Genomic DNA, 14,705 nt, shown 5'->3' on the forward strand with positions numbered 1-14,705 from the left:
CGAGAAGGCCTCGGAAAGGCCCCCTCAGGGCGAGAGCCGCCCGCCGGACGGGGAGGGCTCCGGGCTGCCGGAGGTCCCCGGAGTCGCGGGCGGGTGCGGGACGAGGAACGGGGCGAGCCAGGCGGGGGTGACCTCGGCGGCGAAGGCCGGTCCCTCCGTCTCGCCGACGTCGACGGCCGGGTAGCCACCGGTGCCCGCCCCCACGCCCGCGATCACGGTCAGCAGACCGGCGCGACGCTGGAACCAGGTCTGCCTCAGGGTCCAGCCGACCACGGCCCGCTGCTCCACCACCGCCTGGGAACGCCGCAGCGACCCCGACCGGACCGACAGACGGCTCCCGTCGTACGTGTGCCCGAGGGAGCGGTAGCGATCGAGACCGAGCGGGACGCCCAGCAGCGCGAGAAGCAGGGCCGGCACCGCGAGCGCCCACCAGAACCCGGACCACGTCCAGGCGGCCGTCACCGCACACGCGGCGATCACCAGCCACGGGAAGATCGCCCTGAACAGCCTGCGCCTGCGCGCCGCCGGCGGGTGTGGCCGCAGCCCCGAGGCGATCGGGCCGATCGCCTCGCCCACCACCTCGAGCACGGTGTCCCTCGGGGCGACGGGCATCAGCTGGCCCCTGGTCTCCGAGTCGCCGAGACCGGTCACGATCGCCCACGCGCGGCCCAGCCCCGCCCAGCGCTCGGCAGGCCCCTCGACGAACTCGAACCCCCGCACCCTGCGCCGCTCCAGAGAGACGTTCCTGTGCGTGACCAGACCGCGACCGGCGATCAGGTATCCCTCGGCGGCGCGGAGGGTGAAGTTCCAGTTGAACACCGCGTACATGATCGCGGCGATCACCGGCATCGCCAGGAACAGCAGGATCAGGGCCGCGACGAGCAGGAGCGGATGCCCCCAGAGCCACTCCCCGAAGTCCAGCACGACCCGCCTGTCGACTCTGAGCTCGCTGCCCCACTGGAACGCCGCGCCCACGGCACCGGCCACCAGCGCGAAGGGGGTGAGCAGGTAGGCGCCGGAGAGAGGGCCGTACACGAGCCACTTCCTCGGCATCACGAAGAACACCCGCTCGGGGGTCGTGTCGCCCACCTCGTGGCGGGCGGAGGATCCGGCCGCCCCCTCCCGCACCCCGGCGGGCGTACCGGACGGATCGGGCGCACCTGCCGCGAGCTCGTCGGCGCCGGTGGCGTCACCGGGCACCGACGCCGCTCCACGCGCCTGAACGCGTCTCGCCGTCCGGGCACGGGCGTGCCAGAGCAGCACGGCCTTGAGCCGCTCCCCCTCCTCGACGGTGACCCCGTCGAGCTCGCCCTCCTGCTTCTCGTCGCCGCTCGCGCCGGTGTCGATCCTGAGAACGGCGATGCCTAGCAGGCGGTGCAGCGGCGGGGCACTGACGTCGACACCGCGGATCCGCTCCAGAGGGATCGTCCGCACCGACCTGCTGATCAGTGACCGGGTGAGCTCCAGCCGGTCACCGACGATCTGGTAGGTGAAGGTGAGCCAGCGCGCGGCCGCGAACACGACGGAGCCGACGACCGCCGTCCCGGCCCACCCGAAGGATCCCGGGGAGAAGCCGCCGAGGAACAGCAGACCGGCGAGCGGCAGGAGCAGCGAGGGCAGCATCCGGATCGGATCGGTCAGCAGGACCTTCGGGCTGAGCCTCAGAGGTCTCTCCGTCGGCGGGACTCCCGGTCCTGCTCCCGGTCCGGCCATGTCACCGCCCGGCCCACGCGGGAAACCCGGGCCGCCGCCGGCCCGGCCGTGCGGGACACCGGGCCCGGCACCACCCTGGAGGTGTGGGCCCCCCGGCCCGGCACCGTCTCGGCCAGGTGGGACGCCTGCCGCGCCACCGTCCATGCCACCGCCCATGTCACCGTCGGGCACATGTGGATGCTCCGGTCCCGCACCGGCTCGGACGGGCGGCGAATGCGGCGCGTCCGGCCCGCCTCCGTCGGGCGCGACCCACGCGCCCGCCTCTGGACCGTCCGGCCCGGTCCGCGGACCGGATCCGGCCGGTGGGCGCTCGCCGGGCGCACGCCCTGCCGGTGGACGATCGGGGGAATCGGGGAAGGAGTCGGTCACGTCGCGTCGTCCCTGAGCTCCTCGGCGCGCCGGGCGAGGCCCTCGGCCAGCTCGGCGGCGACCCCGTACTCAAGACCCTTGATCGTGGACGAGCCCGCGTGCGAGGCGGTGCGGATCTCGACCGTGGCCAGCCCCAGCATGCGCTCGAACCAGCCCTGTGCCTTGTCGACCGTCTGGATCCTGCTGACGGGGACGAACACCCACTCCCTGCTGAGCCACCCGGAACGGGCGTAGACGACGTCCCCGCTGAGCTCCCAGCGGTGCACGGCGTACCGCCAGAACGGCTCGACGAGCGTGCCGGGGATCAGCAGCAACACCATCAGCCACGGCAGCCACCCGATGTTCTCGAGCACCCAGCCGGGTAGCCAGGGCCACCGGTCGTCGGCGATCCACCCGGCCAGGGTGAAGGAGCCCACGACCAGAAGCACGGACCAGAACAGCCCGTCCAGCAGCCACAGGACGATGGCCTTGCGGGAGACCGGGTTGGCGGGGGCGCGCAGGGGAACACCCATGCGGCGCCCACCCGGCGGATCGCCCGCCTCGGCCCTCTCGCTTCCCCCGAGGGCCGCGCTGTGCTCATCGACTCGGTCGCTCACGCTGTCAGCCTAAACGCTCCTGTCCCGAAGGGCGTTCCGGTCGTGTCACGGAAGGGGGCTCCCGCGGACACCGTGCCGAAGGCGGGGCGATTCACCCCCTTCGCCCCGGCCGGAGGTCGAAGAAGTGTCGGTGGCGCAGGGCATGCTGGAGACCCGTGACTACGGAAAGGCGTGAACGATGACCTACGCGATCCAGGCCGAGGGCCTGGTGAAGCATTACGGGAAGACCCGCGCGCTCGACGGGGTGGATCTCGTCGTGCCGCAGGGGCGCCTGCTGGGCGTCCTGGGCCCCAACGGGGCCGGCAAGACCACCGCGGTGCGCGTCCTGGCGACGTTGCTGCGTCCCGACGCGGGCACCGCCAGCGTCGGAGGCTACGACGTGACGCGCCAGGCCCACCAGGTGCGCTCGCTGATCGGCCTGACGGGGCAGTACGCCGCCGTCGACGAGATGCTCACCGGCGTCGAGAACCTGATGATGATCGGCCGCCTGCTGGGCCTGACGCGTGCCGAGTCCCGGGCGCGCGCCGGCGAGTTGTTGAAGCGCTTCGACCTGTCGGACGCGGGAGGACGTGCCACCAAGACCTACTCCGGCGGCATGCGCCGCCGTCTTGACCTCGCCGCCAGCCTGGTCGGCCGTCCTCAGGTGCTCTTCCTCGACGAGCCCACCACCGGGCTCGACCCGCGCAGTCGCACCGATCTGTGGAGCGTGGTGCGCGGCCTGATGGCCGACGGCGTCACCGTGTTGCTCACCACCCAGTATTTGGAGGAGGCCGACCAGCTCGCCGACGACATCGTCGTCTTCGACCACGGCAAGGTCATCGCCTCCGGCACCTCCGACGAGCTCAAGGCGACCACCGGCGCCCAGGTCCTGGAGGTGCGCCCCATGCTCACCGAGCATCTCCAGCTCGTCGGCACGATCATGGCCGACGTGCTCGGTGAGACACCCGACCTCGGCGGGGGCAAGGCCACCGCCTCCGTTCACGACCCCGCCGTCGTCCCCGCGATCGTGCGTCTCCTCGACGACCAGGGCGTCACCGCCTCGGAGCTCTCGCTGCGCAAGTCCAGCCTGGACGAGGTGTTCCTGTCCCTCACCGGCCACCTGCCGGACGAAGACGGTGCCCCCGGCGGCGAGGACACCCCGCGCAAGGAAGAGGCCTTCGCATGACCACGCTGACGACCATCCCGCAGGTGGCCGCCAAACGCGTCACTCCCCTGGCCACGCTGCAGCAGACCATGACACTCGCCTGGCGCAGTCTGGTCCAGATCAAGCACAACCCGTGGGAGCTGCTGGACCTGAGCATCCAACCCATCATGTTCCTGCTGCTGTTCACCTACGTCTTCGGCGGCGCCATCTCCGGGTCCACCGGCGACTACCTGCAGTTCGCCCTGCCGGGCCTGCTCGTGCAGAACGCCCTGTTCTACACGCTGTCCACCGCCATCGGCCTCAACACCGACATCACCAAGGGTGTCTTCGACCGGCTGCGCAGCCTGCCCATCGCCCGCACCGCGCCGCTGTCGGGGCGCATCATCGCCGACACCGTCAAGCAGATGTGGGCGTTCGCCCTGCTGATCGGTTTCGGCATGGTGCTGGGTTTCCGGGTGACCACCAGCGTCTTCGGCCTGCTGGGTGCCCTCGCCCTGCTGGTCGTGGTCGCCCTGGCCATGTCCTGGATGTCGGTGCTGATCGGCCTGAAGGCCTCCAGTCCCGAGAAGGTGCAGATGATCGCCTTCTCCACGATGATGCCGCTCACCTTCACCAGCAGCGCGCTGGTGCCCTCCGCCACCTTCCCGTCCTGGCTGAAGACCTGGTCGGACATCAATCCCGTCACGCACCTGGCGGACGCCATCCGCGGTCTTCTCATCGGTGGCGACATCGGCCAGGCCACCCTCTTCTCGCTGCTCTGGGCCGCGGGTTTCGCCCTGGTCTTCGCGCCTCTGGCGATCCGCGCGTTCCGCAGCCACGTCTAATCTGTCGGCAGGCCGGGCTCGCGGGGGTGTTCGCGTCCGCCACATGGTGACGAACCGGAATCAGCAGAACCAGGGGTGTGGTCAGGTGCTCGTGGTCCATGGCGCGTGGGTGAACGGGCTCGTCGGTGTCTGGGCCGAGGACACCGCCCAGACCTCGACGTCCGTTTCCCGCGCCGCTCTTCGCCCGCATCCCTTCGCGGCGTCCACGGCCGCGCTGGCCGCGGCCCTGAGCGGAATCGGCGGGATTCCAAGTGATCATTACGGAGAGGCGCTAAATGCCACTCTGAGCAAGGTTCCGGACGCCCCCCTTCCCCGAGGTGCCGACGGGGCCCGCGGGGGCGGGGCGGCGCCTCAGGGGGCCGTCCCGGGCATCTCGGGCATCCCCGCCGTCGCGGGCGTCCCCGCCGCCGCACACCTCCCAGGCGTCACGGGCACCGGGACCGTCACGGTCCTGACCAACACCACGGCCGTCGAAGGGGAGCTCGTCGTCCTGCTTCCCGGTTCGGCCTCGGGCCCTCTGCCCTCTCCCGAGTCCGGCCTCGCGAGCCGGGCGCGGAGGCCCAGGATCTCCGCCTGGCGGGTGCCCGCCCTGCTCTTCCATCCGGCCGACGCGCTCCGTCTGCTCGGCTCGCTGCCGGATCCGGGCCCCACCCCTTCCGATCTCGTCTCCGGGAGCGGACGCGGCGCGGAGGACCCCGCGTGGGAGCCCGTGTGGGAGCCCGCCCTCTCCCTGCGCTACCTCGCCGTGGTCGCCGAGCACGCTCGCGGCCTGGTCAGGCGCGGCCGGATTCTGCCTCAGCTCGCCTTCGAGGGGGACGTCCACGCGGCCCGCTGGCGCCCGGTGCTGACCGGCGCCGACCTGGCCGCACTGCCCGGCCTCGCCGACGCGATGCCACCGGTGTGCAGGGCCGTGGCCCACGAGAGACCTCCGAGGGAGGTGCTGGCCGAGGCACTGGACGGCCTGGTCGACGGCGCGGCGCGGCTGTCGCTGCCCGGCCGGCTCATCCTCGGCAACCGTCCCGGCCCCAAGACCGCCCTGGCCGATCGCTGGCTGTACGCGCTGACCGCCGAGGACGCCTCACTCCCCGGTGCGAGGCCGGACGAGGTGGCGGCGCTCGGCAAGGCCCTGACCGGCTGGTTCGACGCGGCACACGAGCTGGACGGGCCGGTCAGGGTCTGTTTCCGGCTGATCGAGCCCGCCGGCGACGGCGACTCCTGGAGGGTCGAGTTCGGCCTCGCACCGGCGGACGACCCGGACGCCTACCTGCCGGTCGAGCGGATCCGCGCCGGCGAGCGGGCGCCGTGGCTGCCCGAGCGGCCCGAGGAGCTGATCCGCGCCGATCTCGGCCGGGCCGTGCGTCTCCATCCCGACCTCCACATCGCGCTGCGCGCACCCGAGCCGGTCACCCTCACGGTCGAGACGGCGTGGGCGTTCTCGTTCCTCCGCAACGGCGCGCCCATGCTCAGGGCCGCGGGATACGGCGTACGGCTGCCCTCCTGGGCAGGGCGCCAGGGGCTGGGCCTGAAGCTGACCACCCGCGCGCTCACCGGCGGCGAGGGCGAGGGGGCCGGGCTCGGCGGGCGGGTGAGCGTCCGGCTGGACGTCGCCGTCGGCGACCATACGATCGGCGCGGAGGAGCTGGCCGAGCTGGCCGGGCTCCGCATCCCCCTGGTGCGGGTCGAGGACCGCTGGGTGGAGCTGGACGACCAGCAGGTCAAGGCGGCTCTGAAGGTGATCGGGGAGCACGGCGGCGGCGAGAGGACCGTCGGCGAGGTGATCCGCGAGGTCGTGGAGGGCGGCGACGAGAGGCTGCCGCTGATCGCGGTCGACGCCGACGGCCTTCTGGGCGATCTTCTCTCCGGCGAGGCCGACCGCCGCCTCACCCCGGTGCCCACGCCACGGGCGCTGCGCGGGTCTCTCCGCCCCTACCAGGAGCGCGGCCTGTCCTGGCTGAGCTTTCTCTCCGGACTCGGCCTGGGGGGAATCCTCGCCGACGACATGGGGCTCGGCAAGACCGTCTCCACCCTCTCGCTCCTGCTCTCCGAGCGCGAGAGCGGTACGCCCGCCCCGACGCTGCTGATCTGCCCGATGTCGCTGCTCGGCAACTGGCAGAAGGAGGCGTCCAGATTCGCCCCCTCGCTGCGTGTCCACGTCCACCACGGCGGCGCGCGCAGGCGCGACGAGGAGCTCGCCGCCGCCGTGCGGGAGGCCGATTTGGTCGTCACCACGTACGGCACCGCGCTGCGGGACCTGGGGGCGCTCGCGGGCCTGGGCTGGGAGCGGGTGGTCTGCGACGAGGCGCAGGCGATCAAGAACAGCTCGGCGCGGCAGTCCAGGGCGGTGCGCTCCATCCCGGCCCGCACCCGGCTCGCGCTGACCGGCACGCCGGTGGAGAACCATCTGGCGGAGCTCTGGTCGATCATGGAATTCTGCAACCCGGGCCTGCTCGGCCCGGCCAGGCGCTTCAGGACCCGTTACCAGGAGCCGATCGAGACGCGGCGTGACCCCGACGCCACCGCGGCGCTGAAGCGGGCCACAGGCCCGTTCGTGCTGCGGCGTCTCAAGACCGACCGGTCGATCATCTCCGACCTGCCGGACAAGCAGGAGATGAAGGTCTGGTGCACGCTCACCCCCGAGCAGGCCGAGCTGTACAGGGCGGTGACCGGCGAGATGCTGGACAGGATCGACGCCTCCAGGGGCATCGAGCGGCGGGGCAACGTGCTCGCGACCATGACGAAGCTCAAACAGGTCTGCAACCATCCCGCCCAGCTGCTCAAGGACGGCTCACGGCTGGCGGGCCGGTCGGGCAAGCTCGCCCGGCTGGAGGAGCTCGCCGAGGAGATCGTCCAGGAGGGCGACAAGGCCCTGGTCTTCACCCAGTACGCCGCGTTCGGCGCCATGCTGCAGCCCTATCTCGCCGCCCACCTGGACCGGCCGGTGCTGTGGCTGCACGGCGCACTGCCCAAGAACAGGCGCGAGGCGCTCGTCGAGCGCTTCCAGAACGACGACGAGCCGATGCTGTTCCTGCTCTCGCTCAAGGCCGCCGGCACCGGCCTGAACCTCACCGCCGCCACCCACGTCGTCCACGTCGACCGCTGGTGGAACCCCGCCGTCGAAGACCAGGCCACCGACCGGGCCTTCCGGATCGGCCAGACCAGAAACGTCCAGGTCAGAAAGTTCATCTGCCTCGGTACCCTGGAAGAACGGATCGACGAGATGATCGAACGCAAGAAGGCCCTCGCCCAGAGCGTGGTCGGCACCGGCGAGGACTGGATCACCGACCTGTCCACCGACCAGCTGCGCGAGTTGTTCCTGCTCGGTCCCGGGGCGGTGAGCTGACGTGAACGACTCCGGATCCGGCGACAGGCCGTTCGGCGAGCGGACCTTCGAGGAGCGGATCGGGGACTTCTACTCCCCCGCCGTCTCCCTGCACCGCCTGCGCCCCCGGCCCGACAGCACCGGAGCCCCCGCCGACCTGCTGCTGCGGGCCCTTGAACCACCCGCGGTCAAGGTGCGGCACATCCCGTTGGTCGACCTGCTCAGGAAGCCCTACCGAGAGCTGGGCGGCGACTGAGGCCCTCAGGGCTCACCTCGGATCAGCGATGGGCCACCGGTGGGACACCGACGAGTCACCGTGGCCCTCGAGCGGTCCGATGAAACTCGTTTTGGAAGTCACTCCAACCCCTTCCATCCCTCGATTTACCCTGATTTCCGGCTTTTTTCCCGCCGCCGAACCTCGCGATCCGGTCTGCGCATCTTCCAGACACGCGTAGCATCATCGGGCATGGGGCAGCCGAAAACGTCTACGCGCCGCCCGTGGCACACCCCGAGAGTGGCGGTGGCCACGGCGCTCGTCGTCATGTCCTCGGGCTGCGGCATGGCCTCCGCCGAACGGTTGCAACTGGAGCCGATCAGCGTCTCCAGTCCTCAGGTCAGAGACGGTGGCCCCCTGCCGTCCGACTACTCGTGCAAGGGTTCGGTCGGCAACCCGCCACTGCGCTGGTCGCGTGTGCCGGAGGGCACGAAGTCCGTCGCGATCGTGGTGGACAGCAACTCCCGGACGGGTGGCGAGGTGAACTGGGTCGTTTTCGACATCGATCCGCGCACCAACGAGTTACCAGAGGGTAGCGTTCCGGTGGGCGCCGTCGAAGGGAGCACGACGAACGGCAAGGTGGGCTATAGCCCTCCGTGCGACGCCCAGGAGAACTATCGTTTCACTGTCTACGCGCTCACCGGCAAGGTCGAGCTTCGTAAGGGAGCCCTCCTCGAGGAGACCTTGAAGAGCATCGCGGACAAGACGATCGCCTGGGGACGGCTCACCGCGGCGCACATCGAGTGACCGGCCAAACACCGGAGGTAGTAATGGTTACCAATTCTTCACTTAGGGTGTGACAACGCTCATAGTGGTCCGACACAATCAGATCCAATGTCCAAGCGCAGGTGATGCATGGGGGAAGGTCGCGTCGATGGCCGCGCGACCTCACCGGCGCCGCTGTAAGGCCATGGCCTTGAGGGTGGTGCAATGATCGCGGTCGTAGTAAGCCTGGTCGCCGTCGTGCTCCTCGTGCTCGTCGTCGTGGCACTGGGAATGCGGTCGATGAACCGCAGAGAGAGCGCCCTTCCCCCGGAGCGTCTGCGGGAGATGGCGGAGAAGGAGGCGCTGACCCAGACCATGTCCAGCGACGACTTCGCCACCAGAGAACCGAAGATGAACCACTTCACCCCCGATCTGACCCCGTTCGACGAGCCGAAGCCACCGCGCCAGCCGCGGCCGCCGAGCTCTCGGGGCAAGCGAGGGATGAACGAGTTCGGCCAGGTGGACGACTATGACGACGACTACTGGACGCGGCTCCAGGCCGACGAGGGTGGTTTCGGAGGATCCCTGGCGGCCCGGATGGGCGCGAGCCGTCCCGTCGAGCAGGAAGACCAGAAGGTCGATGCCGACGCGGTGACCGTGCAGGCTCCGCTGCCGACCAGGCCCCAGCCGTCCCGCAACACCCCGCAGCGGCCCCCGGCCGCACCGGCCAGGCCCACCCCCGAGCCGGCCATCGCCTCCTCCTCCCTGCCCTCCGGTCTCTCCGACCTGGTCGCCCCGGTCCAGCCGAACCCGGCTCCGACGGCCGCCTCGCTCGCCGAGCAGAAGACCGTGACCTTCGCGGCTCCCACCCCCGGCGCCTCCGGCGAGTCCCGCTCCTCCCGGTCCGGTTCCCGTCGCGGCGGCAGCAGGGCGGCCTCCCAGCCGACCCCGAGCGGCGGCTCGCCCCGGCCCACCCCGGGCGGCGGCACATCCCGGTCCACCCCGGCCGGTGGCCCGTCCCGGCCCGACCCGCTGAACGATCCTCTCGGCGGCCCCTACTCCCGCCGTGGCGCGGGTTCCACGGCGAACGCGGCCTCCCGGCCCGGCGGCGCCGGTTCCCCGGCTTCCCCGGCGAACGGCACCGGCACCCCCGGCGCCCGCTCCGGTCCCGCCGGTGGCCGTCCAGCCGGTGGCGGCGTCCCGACGCCTCCCCCGATGCCCCCGATGGGCCCCACGACCAGCGGCGGCTTCCCCGCCGCGACCGACCCGCTCGCCGTCTCCTACCGCAACCCGCCGCAGCCGCCCAAGCCCGCCGACAACGTGACGGACAACGCGTGGGCGCAGGCCACCAACCCCTCGTCGGGGGGCTGGCCGGCGGCCAACACCGCCGACATCCTCGACGACCCCGCCCCGTCCTACTCCTCGTACCAGACACCGGTGTACGGCGCTCCGCCCGCGGGCTCGTACGAGGTCAGCTCGGGCTGGGCCACCTTCGAGGACGACGCGGTCACCGGTCCGAGCCCGGCGGTCTCCACCTCCACCGGTCCTTCCAAGACCTTCTCCCCCACCCCCGAGCGTCCGGCCGACGCGCGGGGCGGGGCGGCGGGCGGATACGGCTACGAGCCCCGGCCCGCCACCCCGGCCCGCCCGGCCGCGTGGCCCGAGCCCGGCACCCCCAACGGGAGCGACGCGACGAGCTGGCCGAGCTACGGCGAGCTCTACGGCACGGCACCGGCCCCCGAGGCCGCGGCCACCGGCACCGACGCACGAGGCCGGGCGAACTCGCGCGGCAACCACCACCGGGTCCAGGAGCCCGACTTCCCCGACTATTACCGCTGATTCTTTCCGTCCTCCGTAAAGGCCTCGGGTAAACGCCCAGGTGTCGCGGGGCAGCACCGTAAGGTCTGCCCCATGGAGACGGACACGAAGAGCGACGGTGTTCTGACAAAGAGTGGCCTCGGCGCCGTACTGAGGCATGATCTGCCCGCCTCCCTGGTGGTCTTCCTGGTGGCCCTGCCCCTCTCACTGGGCATCGCGGTCGCCTCGGGAGCGCCACTGGCGGCGGGCCTCGTCGCCGGCGTGGTGGGCGGCGTGGTGGCGGGTTTCCTGGGCGGTTCCGTCGTGCAGGTGAGCGGGCCCGCGGCAGGGCTCTCCCTGGTGGTCGCCGATCTTGTGGTGACGTACGGCTGGCGGGCCACCTGCATGATCACTTTACTCGCGGGCGTTCTGCAACTACTGCTGGGTCTCTGCCGGGTCGCCCGTTCCGCGCTCGCGGTCTCCCCCGCCGTGGTCCACGGCATGCTGGCGGGGGTGGGGGTGGTGATCGCCCTCGCCCAGCTGCACGTGGTGCTCGGCGGGAGCCCGCAGCGCTCCGCGATCGAGAACCTGATCGAGCTGCCCCAGCAGATCATCCACAACCACACGCACGCCGTCTTCGTCGGCCTGCTCACCATCGCGGTCCTGATCGCCTGGACGCGCCTGCCGCAGCAGTTGCGGACCATCCCCGCGCCGCTGGCGGCCCTGCTCGCCTCCTCGGTGACCGCCTGGGCGCTCGGCTGGGAGGTCACCAGGATCGACCTGTCGGCCGGCCTGGACGCCTGGGCCGGACCCGTCTGGCCCAAGGGCGACTGGCACGGGATCATCGGGGCGGTGCTGCTCGTGGCCCTGCTGGCCGGGGTGGAGTCGCTGCTCTGCTCGGTGGCGGTCGACAAACTGCACGACGGCAGGCGCTCCGACCTCGACAGGGAGCTCACCGGCCAGGGCGTGGCCAACATGGTGACCGGCGCGCTGGGCGGACTGCCCGTGGCCGGGGTCATCGTCCGCAGCACCACCAACGTCCGTGCCGGTGCCCGAAGCCGCTGGTCCACGATCATGCACGGGTTCTGGATCCTGTTGTTCGCGGTCGGGCTGGGATGGATGATCGCGCTGATCCCGATGGAGGCGCTGGCCGCGCTGCTGGTCTTCATCGGTGTGCAGATGGTCAACATGGGGCATCTGCGCAACCTGCGCGGCCACAGCGAGGTTCCGGTGTACGTCGTCACGATGGCCGGGGTGGTGTTGCTCGGCCTCGCCGAGGGCGTGCTGGTCGGTTTCGGCCTCGCCGCGCTGTTCGCGTTGCGCCGCCTCACCCGGGTGACCGTGCGGGCGACGGCCGAGCCGGACGGCCGCTGGCACGTGGTGATCGGCGGCTCCCTCACCTTCCTGGGGGTGCCCACGCTCACCTCGGAGTTGCGTGCCATCCCCGCGGGGACCGCGGTCGACCTCGATCTGAACATCGACTTCATGGACAACGCGGCCTTCGAGGCCATTCACAACTGGCGGAACGAGCACGAGCGCGGCGGCGGGACCGTGGACATCGACGAGATCCATGACGAGTGGTACGCCATGGCGGCCAGCGGGGCCAGGGTGTTCCCGGCCAAGACCCCGCCTCGCGCCCCCGACCGGTGGTGGTTGCCCTGGTCGCACCGGCGTAACGGGCAGGGGACGGGCCGCGGGCCGCGGGCCGCCGCCCGGCAGGCGCCCCGCGGCGACAGTCCCGCCGTGCCCAATCTGCTCGCCGGGGCGCGGGAGTTCCACCGGCGTACGGCACCGCTGGTCCGCCCCCTTCTGCACGACATGGCCCGCGGGCAGGAGCCCTCGCATCTCTTCATCACCTGCGCCGACTCCCGCATCGTGCCGAACCTGATCACCGCCAGCGGCCCCGGCGACCTGTTCACCGTCCGCAACATCGGCAATCTGGTGCCCCGGCTGGGGTCGGTACCGGCGGACGACTCGGTGGCGGCGACGATCGAGTACGCGACGAACGCGCTCAATGTCCGCACCATCACGGTCTGCGGGCACTCGGGCTGCGGGGCGATGGCCACGCTGCTCAGCGGCGGCGAGAAGGCGGCGGATCTGCCCGCGCTCGGCCGCTGGCTGCGCCACGGCAACCACACGCTGGCGCGGTTCATCGCGGGTGAGAGCGCCGGTGAGGACGACGGACCGCTGGACCGTCTCTGCCGGGTCAACGTGATCCAGCAGTTGGAGAACCTGCGGACCTACCCGCAGGTGGACCGGCTGTTCCGCGCCGGGCACCTGGAACTGGTCGGCCTGTACTTCGACATCGGCACCGCCCGGGTGCACCTGCTGGAGCACCCCCCGATCGCGAGCCGTCTGCTCTGAGCGGACGGCTTGCGCCAGGGGTGAACGCCGGTAGCCGCGCACCTGCCGGGCGCCCAGGATGGGGCGCATGAGAATCCTGATCATCGGTGGCTCGGTCTTCCTCGGCCGGGCCATCACTCAAGAGGCGCTGCGGCGCGGGCACGAGGTCACGACGTTCAACCGGGGGCGCAGCGGGGTGGACCTGCCGGGCGTGGAGGCGGTGAGGGGCGACCGCGAGGTGCCGGAAGACCTGGACCGCCTGGTGGAGGGCCGGGTGTGGGACGCCGTCGTCGACGTCATGGGCAGGGTCCCGAGGGTGGTCGGTGAGTCGGTGCGCAGGCTCAACGGCCGGGCGGGCGTCTACACGTTCATCTCCAGCATCTCGGCGATCGCCGACTTCCCGGTGCGGGAGTGCGACGAGAGCTCGCCCCGATACGAGTGCGCCCCGGACGCCGGCCCGCAGGACGGCGACTACGGCACGCTCAAGGCGGGGTGCGAGCGGGCCGTGGAGGAGGGTTTCGAGGGCGAGGCGCTCATCGTCCAGCCGGGTCTCATCGTCGGCCCGTACGAGGACGTGGGCCGCCTGCCCTGGTGGCTGGACCGGATCTCCCGGGGCGGGCGGGTGCTCGCGCCCGGCGACCCGGACCGCGCGATGCAGCTCATCGACGTCCGCGACCTCGCCGCGTTCGTCCTCGACCGCACCGAGGCCGGCAAGGCCGACCGCTTCCTCGCCTCCGGGGTGCGGGGCAACATCACCTACGGCGGCTGGCTGGCCGAGTGCCGGGCGGCGACCGGCTCGGACGCCGAGTTCGTCTGGGTCGACGACCGGTTCCTGCTCGACCGCGAGGTGGCGCCGTGGAGCGAGTTCCCGGTTTGGGTGCCGGCCGGGGTCGACTTCGCCGCGGTCTGGCTGCCGTCGTCGGCGAAGGCCATCGCGGCCGGGTTGACCTGCCGCCCCGTCGCCGAGACCGTCCGCGACACCTGGGCGTGGCTCCGCGACGTCCCTCCCGCGGAGCGCTCGTTCCGCAACCACGGCATCGATCCCGAGAAGGAGGCCAGGATTCTCGCCGAATGGGCATAGGGATCCCCATGGAGATCCAGATCACTTTCGACGCCAACGACCCGCCGTCGCTCGCCGCCTTCTGGGCCGAGGCCCTCGGTTACCGTCTTCAGCCGCCCCCCGAGGGGTTCGGCAGCTGGGAGGCCTGGGAGGAGGCCGAGGGCATCCCCGAGGAGCGGCGCTCCGACTGGTCGGCCATCGTGGACCCGGCCGAGGGACGGCCTCGCTTCTACTTCCAGCGCGTGCCCGAGGGGAAGACCGCCAAGAACCGCGTCCATCTGGACGTCAACGTGGGGGGCTCACCCGGCACGTCGCTGGAGGAGCGCCGCGAGCGCGTGAAGACGGAGGCGGGACGGCTCGTCGCTCTGGGCGCCGTCGAGGTCCGCACGGCGGAGGAGAACGGCGAATACTGGAGCGTCATGACCGATCCGGAGGGCAACGAGTTCTGCCTGCAATAAGCGTGCATTTCTACGCATACATCATGCTGGTGGACGCATAGATTCATGGCTGTCCGGCTCCGTCCCCCGAATGCCGGACGGCGGTCCACGTTTCCAGGGCCAC

At 71.6% G+C, this 14,705-nt stretch carries 11 protein-coding genes; 9 read left to right on the forward strand and 2 right to left on the reverse strand.

Going from position 1 to position 14,705, the window contains the following annotated elements; genetic code table 11:
* Positions 1 to 24 precede the first annotated feature (24 nt).
* Both ACFY3D_RS10275 and ACFY3D_RS10280 read right to left on the reverse strand, forming a co-directional pair.
* Complete coding sequence (locus ACFY3D_RS10275) at positions 25 to 1,713, reverse strand: PH domain-containing protein (RefSeq protein ID WP_389977323.1); 1,689 nt, start codon at positions 1,711 to 1,713, stop codon at positions 25 to 27.
* Between the two features lie 365 nt (positions 1,714 to 2,078).
* Positions 2,079 to 2,678 (reverse strand): PH domain-containing protein, encoded by a 600-nt coding sequence (locus tag ACFY3D_RS10280; protein ID WP_350946633.1) that lies wholly within the window; start codon positions 2,676 to 2,678, stop codon positions 2,079 to 2,081.
* A gap of 178 nt (positions 2,679 to 2,856) precedes the next feature.
* Between ACFY3D_RS10280 and ACFY3D_RS10285 the strand changes: the two genes are divergently transcribed.
* The 9 genes from ACFY3D_RS10285 to ACFY3D_RS10325 all read left to right on the forward strand — a co-directional run bounded on the left by ACFY3D_RS10285 (position 2,857) and on the right by ACFY3D_RS10325 (position 14,602).
* Positions 2,857 to 3,843, forward strand: a complete 987-nt coding sequence (locus ACFY3D_RS10285) for an ATP-binding cassette domain-containing protein (RefSeq protein WP_389977327.1) — start codon at positions 2,857 to 2,859, stop codon at positions 3,841 to 3,843.
* Positions 3,840 to 4,646, forward strand: coding sequence for an ABC transporter permease (locus ACFY3D_RS10290; protein WP_389977330.1), 807 nt, complete (start codon positions 3,840 to 3,842; stop codon positions 4,644 to 4,646). Before ACFY3D_RS10285 ends, ACFY3D_RS10290 begins: the two co-directional genes overlap by 4 nt.
* 85 nt (positions 4,647 to 4,731) lie before the next feature.
* Positions 4,732 to 7,986: a DEAD/DEAH box helicase gene (locus ACFY3D_RS10295; protein ID WP_389977333.1), complete on the forward strand. Its 3,255-nt coding sequence runs from the start codon at positions 4,732 to 4,734 to the stop codon at positions 7,984 to 7,986.
* A gap of 1 nt (position 7,987) precedes the next feature.
* Entirely contained in the window at positions 7,988 to 8,221 is a 234-nt protein-coding gene (locus ACFY3D_RS10300) for a hypothetical protein (protein ID WP_362900328.1), read from the forward strand.
* A 210-nt stretch (positions 8,222 to 8,431) separates the two neighbouring features.
* Positions 8,432 to 8,986: a YbhB/YbcL family Raf kinase inhibitor-like protein gene (locus ACFY3D_RS10305; RefSeq protein ID WP_389977336.1), complete on the forward strand. Its 555-nt coding sequence runs from the start codon at positions 8,432 to 8,434 to the stop codon at positions 8,984 to 8,986.
* Between the two features lie 183 nt (positions 8,987 to 9,169).
* Positions 9,170 to 10,783: a hypothetical protein gene (locus ACFY3D_RS10310; RefSeq protein WP_389977338.1), complete on the forward strand. Its 1,614-nt coding sequence runs from the start codon at positions 9,170 to 9,172 to the stop codon at positions 10,781 to 10,783.
* A gap of 72 nt (positions 10,784 to 10,855) precedes the next feature.
* Positions 10,856 to 13,105 (forward strand): SulP family inorganic anion transporter, encoded by a 2,250-nt coding sequence (locus tag ACFY3D_RS10315; protein WP_389977341.1) that lies wholly within the window; start codon positions 10,856 to 10,858, stop codon positions 13,103 to 13,105.
* A 67-nt stretch (positions 13,106 to 13,172) separates the two neighbouring features.
* Positions 13,173 to 14,165, forward strand: coding sequence for an NAD-dependent epimerase/dehydratase family protein (locus tag ACFY3D_RS10320; RefSeq protein ID WP_389977344.1), 993 nt, complete (start codon positions 13,173 to 13,175; stop codon positions 14,163 to 14,165).
* Entirely contained in the window at positions 14,156 to 14,602 is a 447-nt protein-coding gene (locus ACFY3D_RS10325) for a VOC family protein (RefSeq protein ID WP_389977347.1), read from the forward strand. The genes ACFY3D_RS10320 and ACFY3D_RS10325 overlap by 10 nt, the downstream gene beginning before the upstream one ends.
* Positions 14,603 to 14,705: the final 103 nt, after the last annotated feature.

It is taken from the genome of Streptosporangium sp. NPDC000509 (assembly GCF_042898365.1).
Lineage (GTDB): Bacteria > Actinomycetota > Actinomycetes > Streptosporangiales > Streptosporangiaceae > Streptosporangium.